The organism is Phyllobacterium zundukense (assembly GCF_025452195.1).
Classification (GTDB): Bacteria; Pseudomonadota; Alphaproteobacteria; order Rhizobiales; family Rhizobiaceae; genus Phyllobacterium; species Phyllobacterium zundukense_A.
In genome coordinates this window covers 111,870-136,639 of sequence record NZ_CP104969.1, presented here as the reverse complement: position 1 = coordinate 136,639, position 24,770 = coordinate 111,870, and the positions used below count along the sequence as shown (strand labels likewise).

Here is a 24,770-nt window from a genome sequence, read left to right as displayed (position 1 = left end):
ATGAATGTAGTTCAGCCAATGACGCGAATTCGCGGTGGCGTGCACGAAAAACAGCCGCATGAATCCGGTCACAAGCATGTGTCCGGCACGGCCGAATACATCGATGACATGGCAGAGCCGTCCGACACGCTGCATGCTTATCTCGGTCTGTCGCACCGCGCGCACGCGGAAATCGTGTCGATCGATTTCGAAGCGGTGAAGTTGTGCGCCGGTGTTATAGGCGTCCTGACTGTCGATGATATTCCGGGTCACAACGACGTTAGCCCCGCAGGCAAACATGACGATCCCGTCTTTGCAGTTGGCAAGGTAGAATTCCACGGCCAGCCCATCTTCGCGGTGATTGCTGAAACGCGCCAGATCGCGCGCCAGGCCGCCTCGAAAGTCAAGATCGCATACCGCGATCTCGATCACGTCACCGATGTATTGGAAGCCGAAAAAGCCAACTATCCGCTGGTGATCGATCCGCTGAAACTTGAGCGCGGCGATATTGCCGTTGGCCTTGCCGGGGCGAAGAATCGCCTGAATGGCGAGATGCGCATTGGCGGACAGGACCACTTCTACCTGGAGGGCCACATTGCCTTCGCTATTCCCGGTGAAGACGATGAGGTGACGGTCTTCTCCTCGACCCAGCATCCAAGCGAAACCCAGCATATGGTTGGCCATGTTCTCGGAATTCCGTCCAACGCAGTGACCGTCAACGTGCGACGCATGGGTGGCGGTTTTGGGGGCAAGGAAACGCAGGCTAATCTTTTTGCAGCCGTTGCGGCGATTGCCGCCAAGAAGTACCGGCGGGCGGTGAAGATCCGGCCGGATCGCGACGATGACATGATTGCAACCGGCAAGCGTCACGACTTCCACGTAGCCTATGAACTGGGCTTCGATGACGAAGGGCGCATTGAAGCTGTCGATGCCACGTTCTCCGCCCGCTGTGGTTTTTCTGCTGATCTTTCGGGGCCCGTAACCGACCGTGCATTGTTTCACGCTGACAATTGCTACTTCTATCCCAATGTTCGGCTGCGTTCGCGGCCGCTGAAGACCAACACCGTTTCCAACACGGCCTTTCGCGGTTTCGGTGGCCCGCAGGGCATGGTCGGCGGCGAGCGGATGATCGAGGAGATCGCCTATGCGCTTGGGAAGGACCCGCTGGAAATTCGCAAAGCCAATTTCTATGGCGGTGAAGGCCGCAATCTTACGCCGTATCACCAGACGGTCGAAGATAATATCATCCCGCAGATCATCGCGGAGCTTGAAGAGTCGTCTGAATACGCGGCGCGGCGCGAGGCGATTATCAACTTCAACCGCCACAGCCGCATCATCAAGCGGGGTATAGCGCTGACGCCGGTCAAGTTCGGCATCTCCTTCACCAAGACCGAATACAATCAGGCTGGCGCTCTCGTCCATGTCTATACGGACGGTTCAATCCACCTCAACCATGGTGGTACCGAGATGGGACAGGGGCTGAATACCAAGGTAGCGCAGGTGGTGGCCGATGAATTCCAGGTCGACCTCGATCGCATCAGGATAACGGCAACAACAACCGCAAAGGTTCCGAATACCTCTGCGACCGCTGCTTCTTCCGGTTCTGACCTTAATGGCATGGCCGCAGCCAACGCTGCTCAGCAGATCAGGGCGCGCCTCGTTCAGTTTGCCGTCGAGCAATATGGTGTTGCAAAGGAAGAGGTTTTCTTCGAGCCCAATACGGTGCGGGTAGGCGACCGGCTCATCCCGTTTCCCGAATTCATCAAGTCAGCCTATGGCGCGCGTGTACAGCTCTCGGCGGCGGGTTTCTACAAAACGCCAAAAATCCACTGGAGCAGGTCGGAGGGCAGGGGCCGTCCATTCTACTATTTCGCCTACGGCGCTTCCGTATCCGAGGTGAGCATCGACACGCTGACCGGCGAATATCAGGTCGACCGTACCGATATTCTTCATGATGTGGGCAAGTCGTTGAACCCGGCACTTGATCTTGGTCAGGTGGAAGGTGCCTTCGTGCAGGGCATGGGTTGGCTGACGACAGAAGAATTGTGGTGGGATGCCAAGGGCCGGTTGCGCACGCACGCTCCGTCCACGTACAAGATACCGCTGGCATCGGATCGTCCGCGCACGTTCAACGTGCAGCTTGCCACCTGGTCGGTGAATCGTGAGGAAACGATCCGCCGCTCCAAGGCAGTCGGCGAACCGCCCTTCATGTTGGCGATCTCCGTGCTGGAAGCAATCTCGATGGCAATTGCCAGTGTAGCGGACTATCGAATTTCACCGCGCCTGGATGCCCCGGCCACACCAGAGCGTGTATTGATGGCAGTCGAACGTTTGCGGTCGGCGGGCAAGGAGCTGTGAAATCCCATGCCGACGAACTGCGACGATATCCGGGACTTTCTGAATCGACGCAGGCACGCCGTTCTCGCTGAGGTGAGGGCCGCAGACGGCTCCACTCCGCGCGAAGCCGGAGCCTGGATGCTGGTGGCAGCGGATTGCATTTTTGGCACCATAGGCGGTGGGCAGCTCGAATTCATGGCAATTGATCACGCGCGCAGGGCGCTCGAAAACGGCGCCCAAATGGATGAAATGACGATCCCGCTTGGACCGGAGATTGGCCAATGCTGCGGTGGCCGTGTCTCATTGGGCTTCAAACGGGTTGATCGAACTGTGGCCATGACATTGATCGAGAAGGTTGATCTTGAGATCGCCCAGCGTCCGCATGTCTATATCTTTGGTGCCGGTCATGTCGGCGATGCGCTGGCCATGGCGCTTTCACTTGTCCCGCTGCGAACGATATTGGTCGACACACGCGAGGATGAACTTTCCGCCACGCAGGTTCCCGGCATCGAAACCTGCCTGACGGCCATGCCTGAGGCGGTCGTTCGTGATGCGCCAGCGGGAAGTGCATTCGTCGTCCTCACCCACGACCATGCACTCGACTTCTTGATTACGACCGAAGCGCTTGCCAGGAATGATGCGTCCTACGTCGGCATGATTGGGTCGAAGACGAAACGCGCAACGTTTCGCAGCTGGTTGACACGTGAGGTGGGTCGTCCGGAGTTTTTCGACAGGCTGGTCTGTCCGGTCGGCGGGACCGCCGTGAAGGACAAGCGTCCTACTGTCATTGCGGCTCTGGCGGCGGCTGAAATCATGGTTTCGGCGTTAAACTATCGCCTTACGCCAAATGTTGCACCCAAAGAACGTAGGCGCGTTCCAGCCTGAGGTGAGCTCTTATTCCAACATTGCACTGACCAGGCGCTGACAGCGCTCGGTCATAAAGTCGATCATAAGCCGGACCTTCGGATCCTGAAACCGCTTGTGCGGGTAGATTGCGGCGAGCTGAATACTGGCTGGCGGCGTGTCTTCGAGGATCGCTTTCAGCGTTCCGTCATTCAAATGGCTTTTCACTTCAAACAACGGTTTGTTGATGATGCCGCGACCCTCGAGCGCCCATTGTGTCAGTACATCGCCATCATCGGAATCATAAGGACCGCTGACTTCCAGCTTGCGCGTACCTTCCGGCATCTGCAGCGTCCAGAAATATTCCTTGGAACCCGGATAACGTAGCAGCAGGCAATCGTGATGTTCGGCTATCAGATCGTCGGGCGTTAAGGGTGTACCGCGCCTTTCCAGATAATCAGGCGACGCGCAGATTACCCTTTCGCAATTCATGATGCCGCGCATGCGCAAATTGGAGTCCTCGAGTATGCCGAGCTTGAAGGCAACATCGACACCCTCGCTCATGATATCGACGTTGTGATCTGACAATCGCAGCCGCACCTCGATATCCGGGTACTTGTCGTGAAACTCCGGAATGCCGGATGCGATCAGGCGCCGGCCAATGCCAAGGGGTGCGGTGATCCGGATTGCACCTTTGGGCTTTTTCGACAGATCGGCAATCGCCGCTTCGGCCTCATTGATTGCCTCGATAATCTTGACTGCGCCTTCGTAGAATACGCGGCCGTGCTCGGTCGGCGTTAGTTTGCGCGTCGTGCGATTGAAGAGACGCACACCAAGATGACGCTCGAGTTCCTTGATCCGATTGCTGGCAACAGCCGGAGAAGCACGCTGGTCGCGCCCGGCGGCAGAGAGGTTTCCAAGTTCGACGACTCGAACAAAAACACGAAGGTTATCAAGGTACGACATTGTTTCGCCCGAAGCCTTACACTGTCTGATGATCTAGCATTTTAAAGATTTTTTTGAAAGAGATGGGCGCATTACGGTGTTTCACATGAGCATAGGCTTTGGCACATACTCCCTGCGATACAAGGGAGAGCCGGATGTACGAATACGCTATTGCCTGGGACTGGATGAACTTCGCTGTTCGCTGGTTACATGTGATCACCGGCATTGCCTGGATCGGCTCGTCCTTCTATTTCGTGGCGCTCGACCTTGGTTTGCGCCAGCGTCCTGGCCTTCCAGCCGGCGCGCATGGTGAGGAGTGGCAAGTCCACGGCGGCGGTTTTTATCACATCCAGAAATATCTGGTGGCGCCCGAGCAGATGCCCGAACATTTGACATGGTTCAAATGGGAATCCTATGCGACGTGGCTTTCTGGCTTCGCCCTGCTCTGCATCGTCTACTATGCAGGCGCTGATCTGTACCTGATCGATCCGCATGTACTCGACGTATCGCGGCCAGTGGCTATCGCGATTTCGCTCGCATCGATTTTTGGCGGCTGGATCGTCTATGACACGATCTGCAAGTCGCCGCTTGGCAGAAACGACACGCAATTGATGGTCCTGCTCTATTTCGTGCTGGTGGGAATGGCATGGGGCTATACGCAGCTTTTCACTGGGCGTGCGGCGTTTCTGCATCTTGGCGCGTTCACGGCGACCATCATGTCTGCCAACGTGTTCATGATCATCATCCCGAACCAGAAGAAGGTCGTTGCCGACCTGATCGCAGGGAAGCTTCCAGATCCCAAGCTGGGCAAGCAGGCCAAGCAGCGCTCCACTCACAACAATTATTTGACCCTGCCAGTGCTGTTCCTGATGTTGTCCAACCACTATCCGCTGGCATTCGGCACCAAGTACAACTGGATCATTGCCTCGCTGGTGTTCCTGATGGGCGTCACGATCCGCCATTGGTTCAACACCCGCCACGCGCGCAAGGGGGAACCGACATGGACGTGGCTGGTTACCGCGATCCTTTTCGTTATCATCATGTGGCTGTCGACGGTGCCGAAGATCCTGTCTGGTGAAGGTGCCGGGGAGAGGATTTCTGCTGTCCAGCAGCCGTTTATTTCCGCCGAAGCCTTCCCCAAGGTGAAGGACACAATCCTCGGACGGTGCTCAATGTGCCACGCCAAGGAACCTGGCTGGGAGGGCATCATCGTCCCGCCCAAGGGTGTCGTGCTTGAAACCGACAGCGAGATCGCGGGACATGCCCGCGAGATCTACCTGCAGGCCGGGCGCTCACATGCGATGCCACCGGCCAATGTCAGCGGCATAACTGATGACGAGCGCCGCCTGCTCACCAGCTGGTATGAGACCACAGTTCAGGGAGGAACAGTCCAATGAGCAAATTGCTTCTGCGCGGCCGCGTGCTGACTTTCGTCGACGAGCCGAAGAGCATCGACGATCAGTCAGCCTATAGCTATTTCGAAGATGGCGCGGTGCTGGTCGACAATGGCAAGATTGTCGAAACCGGAGAATACGCGGCTTTGGTGTCGGTTGCGGGACCGCAGGCGCAGATCGTCGATCACCATCCTCATTTGATTCTGCCCGGCTTTATCGACACCCATTTACACTTTCCGCAGACGCAGGCGATCGCCTCCTATGGCGCGCAGCTCTTGGAATGGCTGAACACTTACATCTTTGTAGAAGAGCAGAAATTCGCGTCCTCCGCGCATGCCGATTTCATCGCTGGCCGCTTCATGGATGAACTATTGCGCAACGGCACGACAACAGCCGCCGCCTATTGCTCGGTACATCGGACAAGCGTTGACGCCTACTTTGCTGCCGCTGAGAAGCGCAACATGCTGATGATCGGCGGCAAGGTGATGATGGATCGCAACGCTCCCGACGCGCTGCGCGATACGCCACAGACAGGCTATGACGAAACCAAGGCTCTTATCGCCAAGTGGCATGGCCGCGGACGCGCGCATTATGCGATCAGTCCGCGCTTCGCCATCACCTCGACACCCGAGCAAATGGACATGAGCCGCGCTTTGGTGCGCGAGCATCCGGAATGTTATGTCCAAACGCATCTATCTGAAAACAAAGACGAAATTGCCTATGCAAGGTCGCTCTATCCTTCGGCGAAGGACTATACCGACATCTATGCGAACTATGATTTGCTCGGGTCAAAAACCCTACTTGGCCACTGCATCTTCCTTTCGGACCGGGAAATTTCGGCGCTCGCCGAGACAAGGTCGGTTGCGGTTTTCTGCCCGACCTCCAATCTGTTCCTCGGTAGCGGCTTGTTTGACAAAGGTCGGTTCAAAGAGCGCGGCGCACGCACGTCCGTCGCGACCGATGTCGGTGGCGGGACCAGCTTCTCCATGCTGGAGACGATGAGCGAGGCCTACAAGGTCTTGCATGTACAGGGACAGAGCCTCTCGCCCTTCGCTTCCTACTACATGATGACGCTTGGCAATGCGCGAGCACTAGGTCTTGAGGATCGCATCGGTTCGCTGCGTGCGGGGGCAGATGCAGATATCACCATTCTCGACAGCCGTGCCAAGCCGGCGATGGAATTGCGCATGAGGACTGCAACGACCTTGGCGGAGGAGCTGTTCATCCTCCAGACCATGGGCGATGATCGTTCTGTTTCAGAGGTTTACGTCGCCGGCAAGCCAATGAAGAGCGGGCTCGATAAAGCTGCTGCTTCTCATGGCGCCCGATCGCTGCCTGAATTGCAGCCGGCTTAACCCGGTCACATGTAGTGACGCGATTTTCGCGTCGCTACACCAAAATTTAAACCTGCGATTGCAAAAACCATATGGGTCTCGGGCATTTCTTGCATAGGAATCGGCCAGTCTTGCGCAGGAATCACGCCATCTTGCGTAAAAACTGTCCGGCTTTTAAGAATCATCGGTTTTATTCAACGGTCAGCACAATCTTGCCGATATTGGTATTGGCCTCCATCAATGTGTGGGCCTGGCTTGCCTCGGTAAATGGAAAGCACGCGTGGATAAGCGGCCGGCATTTCCCCTCGGCGAGGAGCGGCCAGACATTGGCTTCAAGCTCGGCGGCGATCCGCGCCTTTGCCTCGAGAGACTGCGCGCGTAGCGTTGAGCCGGTGTGCGTCAGGCGCTTCATCATCAGGCGCATAAAGTCGACATCGGCGCGCGAGCCTTGCAGAAATGCGATATTGACGATGCGTCCGCCGATCGCCGCCGCCTGGTAGTTTTTCTCGATATAGGGACCGCCGACCATGTCGAGGATGACGTCGGCACCTTGCCGTCCGGTCACGTCCCTGACCTCTGCCAGCCAATCCGCCGTGCGGTAATTGATTGCCGCATCGGCACCGAGTTCGCGGCAAGCGGCGCATTTTTCGTCCGTCCCTGCGGTTACGATCACTGTCGCACCGAATGCCTTGGCAAGCATGATCGCAGTCGTTCCTATGCCCGATGCGCCGCCATGGATCAAAAGGGTTTCACCCTGCTTCAAGGCGCCAAGCTCGAAGACGTTGTGCCAAACGGTAAAGAAGGTTTCCGGTATGGCTGCGGCTTCAACAAACGAAAGCCCGTCAGGGATCGGGAGCGCACTCAAGCTGTCGACAGCTACGTATTCGGCGTAACCGCCACCCGGTGTCAGGGCGCAGACCTTGTTTCCCGCTTTCCATCGTGACACACCGGCTCCCACGGCCGCCACTTCGCCCGCAACTTCGAGACCGGGCAGGTCCGAGGAGCCTTTCGGCGGCGGATAGCTACCCGCGCGCTGAAACACATCGGGGCGGTTGACACCGGCGGCGGCAACACGAATGAGGATTTCGTTTTCCGCAGGGGCAGGAACAGGGCGCTGTTCCGCTTTGAGCACATCAGGACCGCCCGGTTCGCTGATGGCGATCGCAGTCATACTTTCGGGAAGGCCGATCATTGCCGTATCTCCGGATGTGGGATGGAAGGAGTGAGAGGTCCACGGCGCTCGCTACGTCAAGCGCGGCGAGCGGTCAGGTTTCTCAGTCGAAAATACCTTCGCTATGCTTCTCTACGTAGGCGGCAAGGCCGAGCGTGTGATCGCGGCAGAGCTTTTCGGCCGTCTCGGTATCGCGCTTTTCCAAAGCCGCAATGATCGCCAGATGATCCTTGATCGACTGGGATGCGCGGTCGTCGCGTCCGATGGTAATCTTCCGGATGCCTCGAACGTGGAGGAGAATATTCTCGGTCGTTTCCCGGAGAATTTTCGAGATCCGTCATCTGGATCAGGGTCTGGTGAAACTGCAAATTGGCTTCGGAATATTCGCCCAGATAATCGGCCGGCTTGTGGCCGTCATGGAACTTTTCGAAGAGCGTCCTCAGGCGTGCAATATCCTTGCCGCTGGCATTGAGCGAGACGAGGCGGGCGGCCATGGCTTCCAAGGCAGCCCAGACCTGGATCATTTCGATCACTTCGCGCTTTGTCTTGCGCAACACCATGATACCGCGGCGAGGAATGGATTTCACAAACCCCTGTTGCTCCAGCATCGCGATCGCTTCGCGGATGGGCGTACGGCTGACACCAAGCCGATCGGCCAATTGCCGTTCGTCGAGCCAGGTGTCTTCGGACGTCGCATAGATGTCCATATTGGCGATGGCCTGCTTCAACGTCGCATAGATTCGCGTTTTGAAGTTCGGCTCGGCCGCAAAAGGCTCGAGGACGAGGTCCGGGGTGACGTCATCGGCCAGCGGCCAACGCATGTGGGTTCTCGGGCTCACGTCGGATCATCTCCATTTATATTTGGAATGTATAATACCATATTTAATTCATTGAAGTCATTTTGCGAGTTTTTGCAACCATTTACGTTAGCCATGAGCGCCGAAATCAAGAGCCACCGCTGTGCCGGCTTCAAGAATGGCGGTGTAGGTATCGGCAATCGGGTCGATCAACCGGGCGCTGAGATCGGCATAGTTCGAGGGACGTTCTCCCGGATAGGTGAATGGCTCGCTAAGGTGATATTTCTTCATATCGACGGGGTCCCCGGGATACGCTCCGCGGAGCAATTCGACTGCTTCGGGTATGCGCAGGCTGAAGATCAGTTCCATGATGTCGTCGCGAGAAATATCGTTGCGCGTCGAAAATCGCGGAACGCGCGCGGCCATGAGAAAGATGTGCTGCAACAGTGCCAGGCGTATGGCCTGCAGCATATCGCTGCGCTCATGTTCTGACTCCCGTGGCTTGCCCGCGGGTAGTTCGACCGCATCCAGGATGCGATGAAGCCAGATGGCATCGATCCTCAGCTTGACCGCTAGCGCGCTTATGGCCGTCGCCCTTTCATCGCCTTCAAGGAGCTGTGTTATCGAAAGACAAGGTGCGGCGAGATGCGGCTCGGCGCCGGCATAGGGTCGCGACGACCAGAATGCGGGGTCGTAAACGGTTGCGAAAGCGGCAAGCGCCTTGATGCTCGACTTCTGTTTCGTGGCAAAAACGTGAGATGTAAGCCGGCGCAGGCGATCCGATCCCTTATAAACTTCCACGAAGCGATCCTCATCACCGCGCACGGCACTTCCGAAACCGGAGACCACAGTCAGCGGGTAGCCGAGTTGCTGCAGGATGGCATTATGGGGGATCGCGCGGATTTTCCTGACCTGATGGACTTCGGCGCCGGCGACATCGAACTGCCGGCGCGATTTGCGCGAACCGGTCTCGTTGAGAAGCCCTTGCGGAAACGACCCTAGCGTTCTGTGATAGGCCCGGTCATTCAGAAGATGGTCATGAAAATTCGCAATATGCCGATAAAAGTCGAAGGAAAAGCTCGTCTTGGCGTAGAGCAGGTCATCTTCTGGCGCGCCACGTGTCGGCACCTCACATTCGACAAGTCTCGTCAACGTGGCAAGAGCCAGCTCCGGCGTCTCGAAATAGAGATATCCGTCGCCGCCTTGAAAACTCACCTCATGTTTCAGAGTAATGCCGGCATCGCGGTATTGGTGGCGGATCCATGGGCTAAGCACGTAGAAGGCCCGGTCCACGAATGAGCGCTGGTGGGCGCCGCGGCCTGCAGATTCGCCATGCGTGTTGAAAATGAGGACTTCGACATCAGTGAGTTCGTGACGAATACATGCACGCGCCAGTTGCCCCTGGACGCGTTCAATGGCGAGAGCCGCCGGAATTTGACCCATGAAACGACCGGAATCGGAAAAGCCGGTTTGTATTGCTATGCGACCGCGAGCACGCACGATGTCCCGGTATTCAGGAATGGTAAAAAGCACGTCGAAGAAGCGGGCTGCGTTCTCCAGCGCTGTGGGTGTTTCGAACAGCGGCGATATATCGAGCTTGTGATCGACGCCGAACAGCCGGGCGAAGCACATTGCGGCAAGAACAGTTGCCGGGTTTTCGCATTCGGCAATCAACAGGCGAATGGAGGAATCGCTATCGACGTGCTTGAGAATCTGGGCGGCAAGCAGGAACTGACGTAGCGCAGTTTTTTGCTCGATATCGAGGGAGGCGAAGTTGACCTGGTACTTATCGGCATCGCGGATGAGTTCGCCAAGCATTTCGAGAATGGATCGGCTGCCGATCTGTTCTCCGGAATCAAGGTCCAGATACTGCATGATGGCGTTGTGAAGCTGTGTCGCATTGATACGCAGGTGAACTTCACCCACGCCAAAGCTGAGCGCTGCCATCTCGCTGCGCAGAATAAGCAGGTCCAGGGCAATCTCGTCGGGGGTATCCGCAACGGCCGCGTCCAGGATGGAGAGCAAGGGATCGATGCTGACGATCCGGTCGGGATGATCTGTCGTCAATATCTCCGAAGCGGCCTCAAGGGCTGACGGATCAAGCGGCATTTGCGAAAAAGCCTCAAGCACAAGATCGCTCCACGCGTGGAGCCGCTCGAGTTTCAGGGCCATCTGTCCGAGCTTGTTTCCGATCGCCGATCCGCATCCGGGCTTTGCGAGTATCCGGGTGATTGAAGCTTCATAGCGACGGATCTGCCGCGATTTTTCAGCAAGCCTGAAGCGAAACATGTCGATCCAGGCTATGTCGGTGCGTCCATCCAGATCGTAGCCCACCCAGGTACCAACACCGACAAAACCAATCTGCGCCTCCCGCCACCTATCTCCATGGCGCTGGCGCAGGATCTCAATCGACAATCTCGAAAACTCGGCGATCGCGTCGCTGACTCTATCGATCGCCATAACCACCGCTTCATGCTCATCATTCAGCGTAATCGGGCGATCAGGACCCAAACCTGTTTCATCGTCTTCTACGATTTCGCCATTGGCGAGCCGGGCCAGCATGTTGCGCTGGCGGCGCGACAGGAGAAAGGTTGGATGTGCTGTGAACACCAAGCCAAGCTGGCAACGACGAAGGGCGGCAAGATCCTCCTCGAATGTGCCGTCATCGCCGAGCAGGGATTCGATGGCGGACGTCAGACGCTTGCGATTCTCATCCATATCGAGCGGACCAACGTAACCGGCGAGTGCACGGGCGCGGGCCTGAAAGCTGGCCTTGCCGAGAGAATGGATGAGGCCAGCCAAATCGTGTCTGCTAAGCGTGCCTGCCTCGAGATCACGCGACAGCTCGAAGGAGAGCTGCGCGACAGGATTATAGCGCGGTTCGTCGGTCAGCCGCGCGCGAAAGGCGGCAAGCCTTTCGCGGCAGTGATTTTCAAGCGACATGACGGTTTGATCCGGTGCCGGGGCTGCCATCAACCAGTTGCTGACAGGCGTGGAGATACCGAGCGCTCATTCAGAAGTTCGACCAGTGTGGTGCCAAGACGCGCCGGTGTGGAGGCGATCCGGACGCCAGCTGCTTCCATGGCGCTGATTTTGTCTTCTGCGCCACCTTTGCCGCCGGATATGATGGCTCCAGCATGGCCCATGCGCCGGCCGGGAGGTGCTGTCCGCCCGGCAATGAACCCGACCGTTGGCTTCGAGCGTCCGCGCCTTGCCTCATCGGCAAGGAATTGTGCGGCTTCTTCTTCAGCCGAACCGCCGATTTCGCCGATCATCACGATCGACTCCGTCGCAGGATCGGCGAGGAACATTTCCAGCACATCGATGAACTCGGTGCCCTTGATGGGATCGCCACCGATTCCGACCGCGGTGGTCTGGCCAAGACCCTGCTGCGAGGTCTGGAATACTGCCTCATAGGTCAGCGTACCCGAGCGCGACACGATGCCGACAGATCCTTTGCGGAAGATGGAGCCTGGCATGATCCCGATCTTGCATTCATCGACAGTCATGATGCCGGGACAGTTGGGGCCGATCAGTCGGGATTTCGAACCGCTCAATGCACGTTTGACACGCTGCATGTCGAGAACCGGGATACCTTCCGTGATGCAGACGATCAGCGGAATTTCCGCCTGGATCGCCTCACAGATAGCGTCCGCCGCGCCGAAAGGCGGCACGTAAATAACCGAGGCGTCAGCTCCGGTCGCTTCACGTGCTTCCGCTACCGTGTCGAAGACGGGCAGATCGAGATGTGACGTTCCGCCTTTGCCGGGGGAGGTACCGCCGACCATGCGGGTGCCGTATTTGATCGCCTGTTCGCTGTGGAAGGTGCCGGTCTTGCCGGTGAAACCCTGACAGAGGAGACGGGTATTCTTGTTGATCAGTATCGACATCAGTTCAAGCCTCCGACTGCGTTGACGATCTTCTGGGCGGCATCGTCGAGATCGTCAGCGGGGATGACGTTCAACCCCGATGCCGCGATGATCTTCTTGCCCTCATTTACATTGGTGCCTTCGAGGCGAACGACGAGAGGGACGGTCAGCCCCACTTCCTTGACAGCGGTGATCACGCCTTCTGCAATCACGTCGCAGCGCATGATGCCGCCGAAGATGTTGATGAGAATGCCTTTTACATTCGGATCCGCAGTTATGATCTTGAATGCCGCTGCGACCTTCTCTGCGGTGGCGCCACCGCCGACATCGAGAAAGTTGGCCGGTTCTGCGCCGTAGAACTTGATAATGTCCATTGTCGCCATGGCAAGGCCGGCGCCGTTGACCATGCAGCCAATGCTGCCGTCGAGCGTGATGTAGGAGAGGTCGTATTTCGACGCTTCTATCTCCTTGGCGTCCTCTTCGGTCTCATCGCGCATTTCGAAAATGTCGAGATGACGGGCGAGCGCGTTGGAATCGAAGCTGACCTTGGCGTCGAGACATTTCAGCTGGCCGTCCTTCGAGACGATCAGCGGATTGATCTCGAGCATCTCCATGTCTTTGGTGGTAAACGCCGTATAGAGTTTTGCGACGAGTGTATGCGCTTGTTTGGCGAGATCGCCGTCGAGTTCCAGCGCCTTGGCAACGGCGCGGCCATGATGGGGCAAGATGCCCGTTGCGGGATCGACCGAGAACGTGAGGATCTTTTCCGGTGTATCGTGCGCGATGGTTTCGATGTCCATGCCGCCCTCGGTGGAGACAACGAACGAAACGCGGCTGGTTGCGCGGTCGACCAGGAGCGAGAGGTAGAATTCTTTCTCGATCTGCGATCCGTCCTCGACATAGAGGCGGTTGACCTGCTTGCCTGAGGGGCCGGTCTGGATCGTCACCAGTGTATTGCCGAGCATTTCGGCGGCATGTTCGCGAACTTCCGCAATGGAACGGGCAAGGCGGACGCCGCCCTTTGCACCTTCGCCCAGTTCCTTGAACGAACCTTTGCCGCGACCGCCGGCATGAATTTGCGATTTGACAACAAAGACCGGACCAGGAAGCCTTGCGGCCATTTCACCGGCCTCGTCGATGTCCACAGCCAGATAGCCTTCCGGGACAGGCACGCCAAAGGACTTCAGAACACTCTTGGCCTGATACTCATGAATGTGCATTGGAGAAACGTCCTCCTTGAGAGTGATAAATTTTATGAGGGCACCAGACCCTGGCTCGCGCCAGGGCCCGGCGGGGAGGTATTTGTTTTTACGCAATTCCGGACGGAAAACCGGTTCCCACTTTTCCTGGGATTGCTCTAGAGCAAACCTGCGCCTCTGGCCCATTTGTACTTCGCTCCCAGTACCTCGACTGGTAGCTCGGTCGAATAGGCATAGGCGGGGATGCCATGCTGGTAGAGATATTCGGCGGCCTCTTCGACCTCGACATCGCCGGCAAGCGACGCAACCATCGGCTTCTCGATACCCTTGGCCGCCATCTCTTCCTTCACCTCGACCATGAGCTTGGCAAAGACCATCGGCGGGGTGACGATCGTGTGCCAGTAACCGAGGATCAGCGCGTGGATGCGATCGTCCTCGAGGCCGAGTTTGACCGTGTTCTTGTAGGTGAGGGGTGGTTCGCCGCCTGTGATGTCGACGGGATTGCCCGCGGCACCGAAGGGCGGAATGAACTTGCGAAAGGCCGCATCCAGATCGTCCGGCATTCCCATGAGACTGAGGCCGTTATCGACGCAGGCGTCGGAGAGAAGTACGCCCGAGCCGCCAGCGCCAGTGATGATGACGACATTTTCGCCCTTCGGCGTTGGCATGACCGGAATGCCGCGGGCGAATTCGAGGAGCTGCCGCAGCGAGCGGGCGCGGATGACGCCGACCTGCTTGAAAACGTCCTCGTAGATCTTGTCGTTACCGGCAAGCGCGCCCGTATGCGAGGAGGCCGCTTTGGCACCGGCGGAGGTGCGTCCCGCCTTGAGGACGACGATCGGTTTTTTTTGCGAGACGCGTTTTGCGGCCTCGGCAAAGGCACGGCCGTCTTTCAGATCCTCCAGATGCTGGGCGATGATGCGCGTATTGTCGTCCTGCTCGAAGAAGGTGAGCAGGTCGTCCTCATCGATATCCGACTTGTTGCCGAGACCGACAATCGCCGACACGCCCATCTTGGCCGAACGCGAAAAGCCGATGATCGCCATGCCAATGCCGCCGGACTGTGACGACAATGCCGCCGAGCCCTTGACGTCGTAAGCCGTGCAGAACGTCGCGCAGAGATTTTCCGGCGTGTAGTAGAAGCCGTAAATGTTGGGGCCCATCAGGCGGATATTGTATTTGCGGCCTATCTTGACGATTTCGTCCTGCAGTTCCGGTTCTCCGGCTTCAGCAAAGCCCGAGGGAATGAGGACTGCGCCAGGAATTTTCTTCTCGCCGCATTCGGCAAGGGCGCCGGCAACCAGTTTGGCGGGAATGGCAAAGACCGCCGTATCGATATCGCCCGGAACATCCTTGACGCTTTTGTAGGTCTTGTAGCCAAGGATCTCTTCGGCCTTCGGATGTATCGGATATATCTGTCCTTTGTAGCCGCCGTTGATGAGGTTTTTCATCACGGAATTGCCGATCTTGCCATCCTCTGCCGAAGCGCCGATCACGGCGACCGCCTTCGGCCGCATGATGCGGTTCATGGATTTGAGGATTTCCTCCTGGGACGGGCGATGGCGAGGCTTGGCCTGATTGTAATCGACGACAATGCGCACGTCGGCGGCAATCGCGCCTTCCCTGGTGGCGAAAACCGGATTGAGATCGAGCTCGGAGATTTCCGGATAGTCGTCGACGAGCTTGGAGACCTGCACAATCATATCGGCAAGCGCGATACGATTGACCGCCTCGCCGCCGCGCACGCCCTTCAACATTTCCGCTGCCTGGATGCTGTCGAGCATCGACAGGGCTTCGTCGTGCGTCACCGGTGCGAGACGGAAGGTAATGTCCTTCAGGACTTCGACGAGGACGCCGCCAAGGCCAAAGGCAACGAGCTTGCCGAAGCTGTCGTCGGTTACAGCGCCGATGATGACCTCGAGGCCGCCGGTCAGCATTTGCTGGACCTGCACGCCGACGATTTCCGCATCGGCCTTGTAGGCTTGGGCGTTGGCGATGATCTTGTCGAAACTGGCCCTGGCTTCCTCGGCAGATTTGACGCCGACGATAACGCCGCCTGCTTCGGTCTTGTGCAGGATATCCGGAGAGACGATCTTCATGACCACCGGAAAACCCATGGACGATGCAAGCGAGGCGGCTTCCCCGGCGCTGCCGGCAACGCCCTCCTGCGGAACTGCTATGCCATAGGCATCGCAAATAAGCTTGCCTTCGGGTGCGGTGAGTGCCTGGCGGCCCTCGGCCCGCGCCGCTTCCAGTACGTTACGGACAACGGTTTTATCGAGCATGATTTCCTCCGTGATGGCCGCGTGCACTCCCGGTGACGGCGGCATTGATGTGGCCTGGTTTGCCAGCGGCGCGAACTGGTAAAGTTGTCTTTGGCGCCCATATTGGCATATTGTATACCAGAAAAATCACTGTCAAGTCCTGATCTCTGGCTGGTAGCTGGTTGCTTCGATGCTGATTGAGTGTCTGAAGCTGAATGCCTGGGCTGAATCATCCAGCCCAGGCGAATGCTGTCGGGATATTATTGGGCAGGCTGCAGAACGTTTTCTTCCGTTCTGCGAATAATGCCTGCACGCCATGGCTTGAGTACGAACAGAGCCAGAAGGGCTGCAGCGCCATTCAGGACGACGCCGATGATAAACACCGAGTTCCAGTTGCCATCTGCCGCCATCGCGGTGCCAAATGGGACGAGAAGCGCTGCTGTACCTTTGGCGGTGTAGAGCAGTCCCGCATTGGTGGCTGCAAATTTGGAGCCGAATGTATCGGTGCAGGTTGACGGGAACAGAGAATAGATTTCGCCCCAGGCAAAGAACACCAAACCGCTGAGTATGACGAACATCACCGGATTGCCCGCGTAGAGATAGAGCATGTAGATACCGATCGCCTCGATACCGAAGGCGATGAACATGGTGTTCTCGCGCCCTATCTTGTCCGACACCCAGCCGCAGAACGGTCGCGTCAGGCCATTGAGAAGACGGTCGAGGGTAGCAGCCAGTGTCAGAGCCGGTATGCCCAGCCACATCGGAATATCCGCAACACCGAAATCCTTGGCCATCGGCGCAAGATTGGCCGTTACAACGAGGCCGCCGGCACCCACCGCAACGAACATGGCATACATGAGCCAGAAAATAGGGTGCTTGACCACTTCAGAAGGCAAGTACTGCCGGCGACTTTGGATGATCGGGCCCTTGTTTGTCGGTTCCGGCACCTGACCTGGCTTCGGAGCCAGCAGGAAGAACGCAAGGATAACGATAACAACGCCTTGGCCGATGCCGAAGGTCAGGAAAGCACTCTGGAAGCCATAGTTCGCGATCGTGGCCTGGATGGGCCAGACCGTCAGCGCGGCCCCCGCGCCAAATCCGGCTGCCGTGATGCCCGCTGCAAGGCCGCGCCGATCGGGGAACCATTTCAATGCATTGCCCACGCAGGTACCGTAGACCGCGCCCGCTCCGATACCGGCAACAATCTGGCCGATGTAGAATGCAAACAGGGTTTCGGCTTGTGAATTGATCACCCACCCGATGGCGCAGAGCACCCCGCCGAAAATGATGACGATCTTCGGGCCGTATTTATCGACGAACCAGCCCTCGATGGGAACGAGCCATGTTTCGAACAGGACGAAGAGCGTGAAAGCCCATTGAATTTCGGCACGCCCCCAACCGAATTGTTTGGTAATTTCGGGAACAAAGAACGTCCAGCCATATTGCAGGTTGGCGATCATGACCATACAGATCACGCCAATTGCCAACTGTACCCATCTGAATCCGTCGCTGACCTGCCGCGAGCGGAACTCCTCTTTTACCGCTTGAGTCATGTTCATCCCTTTCTACGCCTTTTATGTAGCTAAAATGCCATGCGCTGATCGGGACATACTGGTATCTGTTATACCAAAAGACAAGAGCCAAGCTTGTGTTGCTATACAACTTTTGTAAATACTGAATGTATTCAAAATGTTAAACGGCCGCTGGAGGTGATCCGGCAGCCGTTTAAGGGGAGGAAACGTAACTTTTCAGCGATCAAAGACCAAAAGGTTCGTTATTTTTGTTGCGTGCATTCGTGCGTGCAACTCTGTCGAGAAAGGCAAGAATCGTCTCGATGATACCGCGGCGGGCGGTACGATCGGCTGAATTGGCTATTTCTGCACGTGCCGGCATGATTTGACACTCCTGTTTACCGTTAAGATGACCCTTATCTGGCATACCATATCCCAGTTCACAACGGCGCCAGATGCATATCAGCATCCCATTTTTGCATAGGTTGTGCACTGCACACTCTTATAACGCCGCCAGCCGCCCTTTTGTTTCGACGTTTTTTACGGCCCTCAACTGGTTTTTCCCGCTCGGCGATTATCGTTAAGAAGGGCGTTTGACTTATGGTATTTATTATGCCAGAAATTCTGCAAGAGCACTTTAACTAACCCGACACACGGGTAGGGAAGCGGCGCGGACTTTATAAATCTGGCTCTTCTCTTTCGACTGTCTCCGCTGGTTGCGTCTTTGAGGCGGCAATCCGGGACAGGGGGAAGACAGGGTCTATCGATCTCAACGAGCGTTTGAAAAGGCGCACGGCCAAGTGCCAACGATAAGAGACGACAAAAATTCAATAGAGGAAAGACGTCCATGACAATCGTCACAAAGGTTGAAAAGGCCACATCAACGGCTGAAGACACATTGAAGCGGAAGGTACGCGACGGGAGCGTGGTGTCCGGCGGCCATCTGGTGGCGCGGGCGCTGAAGAATGAAGGCGTCGACACCATTTTCACGCTTTGCGGCGGTCACATCATCGATATCTATGACGGTTGTATCGATGAAGGCATCCGCATTATCGATGTGCGCCACGAGCAGGTCGCTGCTCATGCGGCCGATGGTTATGCCCGCCAGACGGGCAAGATGGGCTGCGTTGTTACGACGGCGGGTCCAGGCTGCACCAATGCGGTAACAGGTATCGCCACGGCATTTCGCTCGGAAAGCCCGGTGCTTCATATTGGCGGGCAGGGCGCCTTGACCCAGCACAAGATGGGCTCGCTCCAGGATCTGCCGCACGTCGATATGATGACGCCGATCACCAAGTTTGCTGCCTGTGTTTCCTCCACCGAACGTATTGCCGATATGATTTCCATGGCGGCGCGCGAGTGTTTCTCCGGTGCGTCCGGACCTTCCTATCTGGAAATTCCGCGTGACGTTCTGGATCGCGAAATTCCTATTGAAAAGGCAGTCATACCGCAGCCGGGCAAATACAGGGCATCGACCTATTCAATTGGCGATCCGGCGGATATCGAAAAGCTGGCTGATGTTCTGGTCAATGCCGAACGCCCTGCCGTCCTGTTTGGACAACAGGTCTTTACGTCAGGCAGCACCCAGGCTGCAGTCGAGTTGCTGCGCGGGCTGGATATTCCCGGCTACTTCAACGGCGCAAGCCGCGGCACACTGCCGATTGGTGACCCCCATCACTTCGACCGCACACGCGGCTTTGCATTCAACAATGCCGATGTGATCATCGTAATCGGCACGCCTTTCGATTTCCGCATGGGCTATGGCAAGCGGATTTCCAAGGACCTTACCCTGGTACAGATCGATCAGGACTACCGCACAGTCGGCAAGAACCGCGATATCGATATCGGTCTCGTTGGCCATCCCGGTGCCATACTTTCGGCGGTCCTGCAGGCCGCATCCGCCCGGATCGACAAGGGCAAACGCCAGGCGCGCCGCGAGTGGATGAAGACTCTCGAGCAGCAGGAAGTTATCGCCTATGACAAGGTGCTGCCGCTTCTCAAGTCGGATCAAAGCCCGATCCATCCCTATCGTGTTGCATACGAGCTCAATGAGTTCCTCGGCGAGGATACGATCTACATCGGCGACGGCGGCGATGTGGTGACCATCTCGGCTCAGGCGGTGCGCCCGCGCAATCCGGGTCAATGGATGGATCCCGGCGCGCTTGGTTCGCTGGGCGTCGGGACCGGCTTTGCGCTTGGAGCCAAGCTGGCGCATCCGCAAAAGGAAGTGCTTTGCTACTATGGCGACGGCGCATTCTCGATGACGGCCTTCGACATGGAAACCTGTGATCGGTTCAACGCGCCATATCTTGCGGTTATCGGCAACAACTCTTCGATGAACCAGATCCGTTATGGCCAGGTTGCAAAATATGGCGAGGAACGCGGCAATGTCGGCAACAAGCTTGGCGACGTCGAGTTTTCCAAATTCGCGCACATGCTCGGCAATCATGGCGAGGAGGTTCGCGAGGCGTCCGAAATTCAGCCGGCGCTGCTGCGGGCACGCGAAGCCATAGCCAAGACGGGCCGGTCGGCGGTCGTCAACATCTGGGTCGATCCGAACGAGTATGCGCCCGGGACCAAAAACCAGACGATGTACAAATAACGAAAAAGCCCGGCGGTCATAAAGGCCGCCGGCTCAGAGAGCCAGAACGAACGAACAAGTTCCGCGCCGAAAGAAGGGAAGAAAAGAATGACGAAAGCTTTGGAGGGTGTTCGCATCCTGGATTTCACCCATGTTCAATCTGGGCCAACATGCACACAGCTTCTTGCCTGGTTTGGTGCCGATGTCATCAAGGTCGAGCGGCCCGGGGTTGGAGATATTACGCGTGGCCAGCTGCGCGACGTCCCCGAGGTGGATAGCCTTTATTTCACCATGCTCAATCACAACAAACGTTCGATCACGCTCGATACCAAGAATCAGAGCGGGAAGGCGGTTCTGGAAGAACTGATCAAAAATTGCGATGTGCTGGTGGAGAATTTCGCTCCCGGTGCGCTCGATCGCATGGGGTTCACGTGGGAGCGTGTCCAGGAACTCAATCCGGCCATGATCGTTGCCTCGATCAAGGGATTCGGCCCCGGTCCCTATCAGGATTGCAAGGTTTACGAAAACGTCGCGCAATGCACCGGCGGTGCGGCTTCGACGACGGGCTTTCGCGATGGTCTGCCGCTGGTTACCGGAGCGCAGATCGGTGATTCCGGCACGGGTCTGCATCTTTGCCTCGGCATCGTCACGGCGCTTTTCCAACGCACCAAGACAGGGCGCGGCCAGAAAGTCTCGGCAGCAATGCAGGATGGCGTGCTCAATCTGTGCCGGGTCAAGCTGCGGGACCAGCAACGTCTGGCGCACGGTCCGTTGAACGAATACAGCCAATATGGCGAGGGTATCGAATTCGGCGAAAGCGTGCCGCGCGCGGGCAATGATTCAGGCGGCGGCCAGCCCGGGCGCATCCTGAAATGCAAGGGGTGGGAGACAGATCCCAACGCCTATATCTACTTCATTACCCAGGCGCCGGTGTGGGAGGCGATCTGCGACGTGATCGGCGAGCCGGAATGGAAGACCCATCCCGACTATGCAAAACCCGTGGCTCGTCTGCCGCGCCTCAACGCGATTTTTGCCCGCATCGAGGAATGGACGATGACGAAGGACAAGTTCGAGGCGATGGCGATCCTCAACGACAGGGACATCCCGTGCGGTCCTATCCTGTCCATGAAAGAGATCGCCGAAGACCAATCGCTAAGAGCTACGGGCACGATCGTCGAGGTGGAGCATCCGGAGCGCGGCAACTATCTTTCTGTCGGTAACCCCATCAAGCTTTCCGACAGTCCGACAGACGTTACGCGTTCCCCGCTCCTGGGAGAGCATACGGACGAAATTCTGCGCGACGTCCTCAGGTTCGATGAGCGGACGATCGACGAACTGCAGAAAAGCGGTGCACTCGGAACTCCGCAGCAAATCGCCGCCGAGTAATCCGCATCGAGAAAACGGCGGCATAACCCCCGGTGCCGCCGTTTTCTTTTCAAACAACGCATTTGATGTTGTTCTAGCAGCAATCTTAACCCGGCTACGGATTGACAGCATGCGTTTTTGTTGGCATTATGTATTCCAATGCGCTTGACGACAAGTGCGACTCGCGGGGCAAGTCCCCGTCGCACATCAGCCTAATCGCTTCAGGGAGGAGGCGGCTATGAAGCTTCATGAGTTTCAGTCGAAAGCACTGTTATCCGCCAGAGGTGTCAATGTCCCCGAAGGCCAGGTGGCGCTGACCCCCAGCGAGGCCCGCGAAGCAGCCAAGGCTTTGGGCGTGGACAGGATCGCCGTGAAATCACAGGTTCTGGCGGGAGGCCGCGGCCTGGCAGGCGGCGTCCGTCTGGTCTCGTCTACAGGCGAGGTCGAAACAGCTGCAGCCGCGATGCTTGGGCGCACACTCATAACCGAACAGACAGGACCAGCCGGTTGCCGCGTCAACAGGGTGTTGATCGAAGCGGCCGTTCGCCCTGTCCGCAGCCTCTATCTATCGTTGCTCGTTGATGCGGCGAGGGCTGAAATTGCCATCCTCGCCGGCGCTGAAGGCAGCGAGGATATCGAGCAGCGGCTTCAATCGGGCGAAACCCGTCTGGAACGGCTTTCCCTCGGTACCGGAGATGCACTGGAGAAGGCGGTCGTGACTGGCCTGGCCCAGCGTCTTGGCCTTGGTTCCGGCCTTCACTCCGCCTTTGCTTCGCTTGTCGATCAGCTGCGCCTGGCCTTCGTCGAACTCGATGCAACACTCATCGAACTCAATCCATTGGTGGTGACAGAAGCGGGCAATTTCGTTGCGGTCGATGTCAAGATGATCATCGACGACAACGCGCTGTTCAGGCATCCCGAGCTGGTGGCGCTACGCGAAGAGCATGACGGCGATGAAATCGAGCTTGTCGCGCAAAATCGCCGGCTCAACTATCTGCGGATGGACGGCAATATCGGTCTGGCTGTCAATGGGGCCGGACTTGGCCTCGCAACGCTCGATATGGTGCGTGCAGCCAATGGCAGCGCTGCAAACTTCATGGATATCCGCACGACGGCCACCAGCCTCGATGTCGCGCATGGGTTCACGCTTCTTCTCAACAATCCGGCTGTGCGCTCGATTCTTGTCAATGTGCATGGCGGCGGAATGCAGCCCTGCGACACCATTGCCGACGGTCTCGGCATCGCGATGCGGCGGACGGGCCGCACCTGTCCGGTTATCGTTCGTCTGGCGGGCAACAATGCCGAATATGCACGGTTTCGCTTCGCCAATTTCGGTTGCAAGGTGATCGACTGTCCCGACATGTGGACGGCGGTGAACCGCGCCGTTTCCGCCGCACATGGAGAAAGATCATGACCATTCTCGTCGATCAGAACACCCGTGTGATCTGCCAGGGCATGACCGGTTGGGCCGGAACGCATTATTCGGCGGCCATGATGGAGTATGGAACCCGGATCGTCGGCGGCGTCACCCCCGGCAAGGGCGGAACCTACCATTTGAACCTCCCGGTCTTTGATCAGGTTGCAGAAGCGATGAAAGAGACTGGCGCCAATGCCAGCATGATTTTCGTGCCGCCGGAAAACGCCGCCGCAGCAATGATCGAGGCCATCGAGGCAGGTATGCCGCTGATCGTGGCTCTGACGGAGCGGGTGCCTGTACAGGACATGTTGCGCGTGCGCGCGGCGCTCAAGCAAAGCTCGACGGTTCTTGTCGGCCCGAACTCGCAGGGTATCCTATCGCCGGGGGTCTGCAAGATCGGCGTGATGGCGACGGGCAGCGAGCGCAAGGGCCACGTCGGCATCCTGTCGCGCTCGGCATCGCTGACCAGCGAAGTCATCGCTCAAGTGAGTGCGGCGGGATTGGGCCAGTCGACAACAGTCGGCATTGGCGGTGACGCCATTCACGGCTTGAGCATGCGCGATTGCATGGAGCTTTTCCTTGCCGACCAGGATACGCGCGGTGTGATCGCCATCGGCGAGATCGGCGGATCGGAAGAACAGGAGCTGGCAGAGTTTCTTGCCGGGATCAAACCGGACATTCCGGTCGTCGGGCTCGTCGTCGGCCGTTATGCGCCGACGGAACGCCGCATGGGCCATGCCGGTGCCTTTGCGCAAAGTGCTGCCAGCGACGCCGGGAACAAGATCAACGCGTTGAAAGATGCCGGCGTGATCATCGCCAAGAGCCCGCACCTCGTTGGCGAAACCATCCGCGAGGCGATGGCCGCGGCGGCCTGAAAGAATATGACGTGTCTGGCCGGAGTTGGATAGAGCGCTGAAACATCCAAATCCGGTTTGATAGAAGAATACCCGGAACCTTGGCTTCCGGGTATTCTCTCATTTTATAACCTACTGAACAAATGTGGTCGACAAGGTGCCGATGCCCTCGATGGTGACGCGGACAGTGTTGGTCGGATCCTTGATCGAGCCGACGCCGACCGACGTGCCGCAGCAGATCAGATCGCCGGGCTCAAGCGTCATATCCTTCGATAGGGCGCTGACAAGAATTGCCGGGGGAAAGATCATATCGCTCAAGGGATAGTCCTGGCGCAGGGCGCCGTTGAGCTCGGTTCTGACATTGCATCCGGTCGGATCGATATCGGTGGCGATGACCGGACCGAATGGACAGAAACCGTCGAAGCTCTTGGCGCGGGCCCATTGCGCGAAGGTCTTGTCGCGGGCGATGATGTCGCTCGCTGTCAGGTCGTTGACACAGGTGTAGCCGAAAATGGCGGCTGCGGCTTCCTCTTCCGACGCATTGCTGCAGCGCTTGCCGATCACGATGCCAAGTTCGCCTTCATAGCCGACGCGTTCGGTGTAGGAAGGAGGGCGGCGGACTACAGCCTCTGGAGATGCGACACTCGACAGGGCCTTCAACAGATAGAGCGGCTCATCGGGTTTCGCGACATCGAGTTTGGCGGCGAGCTGATGGAAATTGTTCCACAGCGCGATGATCTTGGAAGGCGCGCAAGGCGCCAGCAAGCGAACCGAGGCAAGTGGAAGCCGCATGTCGGTGGCGATCGGCTGTTCGAACATGCTGCCTTGATAAACGACGATATCCTTGCCTTGCAGAAGACCGAAGCCCTCCATGCCCTCATCGTCAAATCGTACCCATTGAGCCATTTTG

Annotated in this window: 17 protein-coding genes and 1 pseudogene; 8 read left to right on the top strand and 10 right to left on the bottom strand. The window is 57.6% G+C overall.

The window, feature by feature from the left end; all coding sequences use genetic code 11:
* On the top strand, positions 1 to 2,337 hold the full coding sequence (gene xdhB, locus N8E88_RS00580; RefSeq protein ID WP_262290551.1) for a xanthine dehydrogenase molybdopterin binding subunit: 2,337 nt from the start codon (positions 1 to 3) through the stop codon (positions 2,335 to 2,337).
* Between the two features lie 6 nt (positions 2,338 to 2,343).
* The gene (gene xdhC / locus N8E88_RS00575; protein WP_262290550.1) at positions 2,344 to 3,201 is read left to right on the top strand and encodes a xanthine dehydrogenase accessory protein XdhC; all 858 of its coding nucleotides are present in this window, start codon (positions 2,344 to 2,346) and stop codon (positions 3,199 to 3,201) included.
* Between the two features lie 9 nt (positions 3,202 to 3,210).
* Here the strand turns inward: xdhC and N8E88_RS00570 are convergent, their stop codons facing one another.
* On the bottom strand, positions 3,211 to 4,125 hold the full coding sequence (locus tag N8E88_RS00570; RefSeq protein WP_224506342.1) for a LysR family transcriptional regulator: 915 nt from the start codon (positions 4,123 to 4,125) through the stop codon (positions 3,211 to 3,213).
* A gap of 134 nt (positions 4,126 to 4,259) precedes the next feature.
* Here N8E88_RS00570 and N8E88_RS00565 point away from each other — a divergent pair, with 134 nt between their 5' ends.
* Both N8E88_RS00565 and guaD read left to right on the top strand, forming a co-directional pair.
* The gene (locus tag N8E88_RS00565; protein WP_262290549.1) at positions 4,260 to 5,501 is read left to right on the top strand and encodes a urate hydroxylase PuuD; all 1,242 of its coding nucleotides are present in this window, start codon (positions 4,260 to 4,262) and stop codon (positions 5,499 to 5,501) included.
* The gene (gene guaD, locus N8E88_RS00560; RefSeq protein WP_262290548.1) at positions 5,498 to 6,853 is read left to right on the top strand and encodes a guanine deaminase; all 1,356 of its coding nucleotides are present in this window, start codon (positions 5,498 to 5,500) and stop codon (positions 6,851 to 6,853) included. Before N8E88_RS00565 ends, guaD begins: the two co-directional genes overlap by 4 nt.
* A gap of 169 nt (positions 6,854 to 7,022) precedes the next feature.
* On the opposite strand, the gene N8E88_RS00555 is transcribed toward guaD, so the two are convergent.
* From N8E88_RS00555 to N8E88_RS00520, 8 genes and pseudogenes are all read right to left on the bottom strand, one after another.
* A complete protein-coding gene (locus N8E88_RS00555; protein WP_262290547.1) occupies positions 7,023 to 8,024 on the bottom strand; it encodes an NAD(P)H-quinone oxidoreductase in 1,002 nt (333 codons plus the stop codon).
* Between the two features lie 82 nt (positions 8,025 to 8,106).
* A pseudogene (locus tag N8E88_RS31630) lies at positions 8,107 to 8,824 on the bottom strand (GntR family transcriptional regulator).
* A gap of 105 nt (positions 8,825 to 8,929) precedes the next feature.
* Positions 8,930 to 11,773, bottom strand: coding sequence for a phosphoenolpyruvate carboxylase (locus N8E88_RS00545; RefSeq protein ID WP_262290546.1), 2,844 nt, complete (start codon positions 11,771 to 11,773; stop codon positions 8,930 to 8,932).
* On the bottom strand, positions 11,773 to 12,690 hold the full coding sequence (gene sucD, locus N8E88_RS00540) for a succinate--CoA ligase subunit alpha (protein ID WP_262290545.1): 918 nt from the start codon (positions 12,688 to 12,690) through the stop codon (positions 11,773 to 11,775). The genes N8E88_RS00545 and sucD (N8E88_RS00540) overlap by 1 nt, the downstream gene beginning before the upstream one ends.
* On the bottom strand, positions 12,690 to 13,889 hold the full coding sequence (sucC, locus tag N8E88_RS00535) for an ADP-forming succinate--CoA ligase subunit beta (RefSeq protein ID WP_262290544.1): 1,200 nt from the start codon (positions 13,887 to 13,889) through the stop codon (positions 12,690 to 12,692). Before sucC (N8E88_RS00535) ends, sucD (N8E88_RS00540) begins: the two co-directional genes overlap by 1 nt.
* A gap of 137 nt (positions 13,890 to 14,026) precedes the next feature.
* Positions 14,027 to 16,153: an acetate--CoA ligase family protein gene (locus N8E88_RS00530; protein ID WP_262290543.1), complete on the bottom strand. Its 2,127-nt coding sequence runs from the start codon at positions 16,151 to 16,153 to the stop codon at positions 14,027 to 14,029.
* A 239-nt stretch (positions 16,154 to 16,392) separates the two neighbouring features.
* The gene (gene oxlT / locus N8E88_RS00525; RefSeq protein WP_262290616.1) at positions 16,393 to 17,685 is read right to left on the bottom strand and encodes an oxalate/formate MFS antiporter; all 1,293 of its coding nucleotides are present in this window, start codon (positions 17,683 to 17,685) and stop codon (positions 16,393 to 16,395) included.
* Between the two features lie 202 nt (positions 17,686 to 17,887).
* A complete protein-coding gene (locus N8E88_RS00520) occupies positions 17,888 to 18,025 on the bottom strand; it encodes a hypothetical protein (protein WP_262290542.1) in 138 nt (45 codons plus the stop codon).
* Positions 18,026 to 18,490: 465 nt separating this feature from the next.
* On the opposite strand from N8E88_RS00520, the gene N8E88_RS00515 reads away from it, so the two are divergent.
* The 4 genes from N8E88_RS00515 to sucD (N8E88_RS00500) all read left to right on the top strand — a co-directional run bounded on the left by N8E88_RS00515 (position 18,491) and on the right by sucD (N8E88_RS00500) (position 23,881).
* Positions 18,491 to 20,245: a thiamine pyrophosphate-binding protein gene (locus N8E88_RS00515; protein ID WP_262290541.1), complete on the top strand. Its 1,755-nt coding sequence runs from the start codon at positions 18,491 to 18,493 to the stop codon at positions 20,243 to 20,245.
* A gap of 87 nt (positions 20,246 to 20,332) precedes the next feature.
* On the top strand, positions 20,333 to 21,610 hold the full coding sequence (frc, locus tag N8E88_RS00510; protein WP_262290540.1) for a formyl-CoA transferase: 1,278 nt from the start codon (positions 20,333 to 20,335) through the stop codon (positions 21,608 to 21,610).
* Positions 21,611 to 21,827: 217 nt separating this feature from the next.
* On the top strand, positions 21,828 to 23,003 hold the full coding sequence (sucC, locus tag N8E88_RS00505) for an ADP-forming succinate--CoA ligase subunit beta (protein WP_262290539.1): 1,176 nt from the start codon (positions 21,828 to 21,830) through the stop codon (positions 23,001 to 23,003).
* Positions 23,000 to 23,881 (top strand): succinate--CoA ligase subunit alpha, encoded by an 882-nt coding sequence (gene sucD / locus N8E88_RS00500; protein ID WP_262290538.1) that lies wholly within the window; start codon positions 23,000 to 23,002, stop codon positions 23,879 to 23,881. The genes sucC (N8E88_RS00505) and sucD (N8E88_RS00500) overlap by 4 nt, the downstream gene beginning before the upstream one ends.
* Positions 23,882 to 23,992: 111 nt before the next feature.
* On the opposite strand, the gene N8E88_RS00495 is transcribed toward sucD (N8E88_RS00500), so the two are convergent.
* Positions 23,993 to 24,766 (bottom strand): fumarylacetoacetate hydrolase family protein, encoded by a 774-nt coding sequence (locus tag N8E88_RS00495; protein WP_262290537.1) that lies wholly within the window; start codon positions 24,764 to 24,766, stop codon positions 23,993 to 23,995.
* Positions 24,767 to 24,770 lie beyond the last annotated feature (4 nt).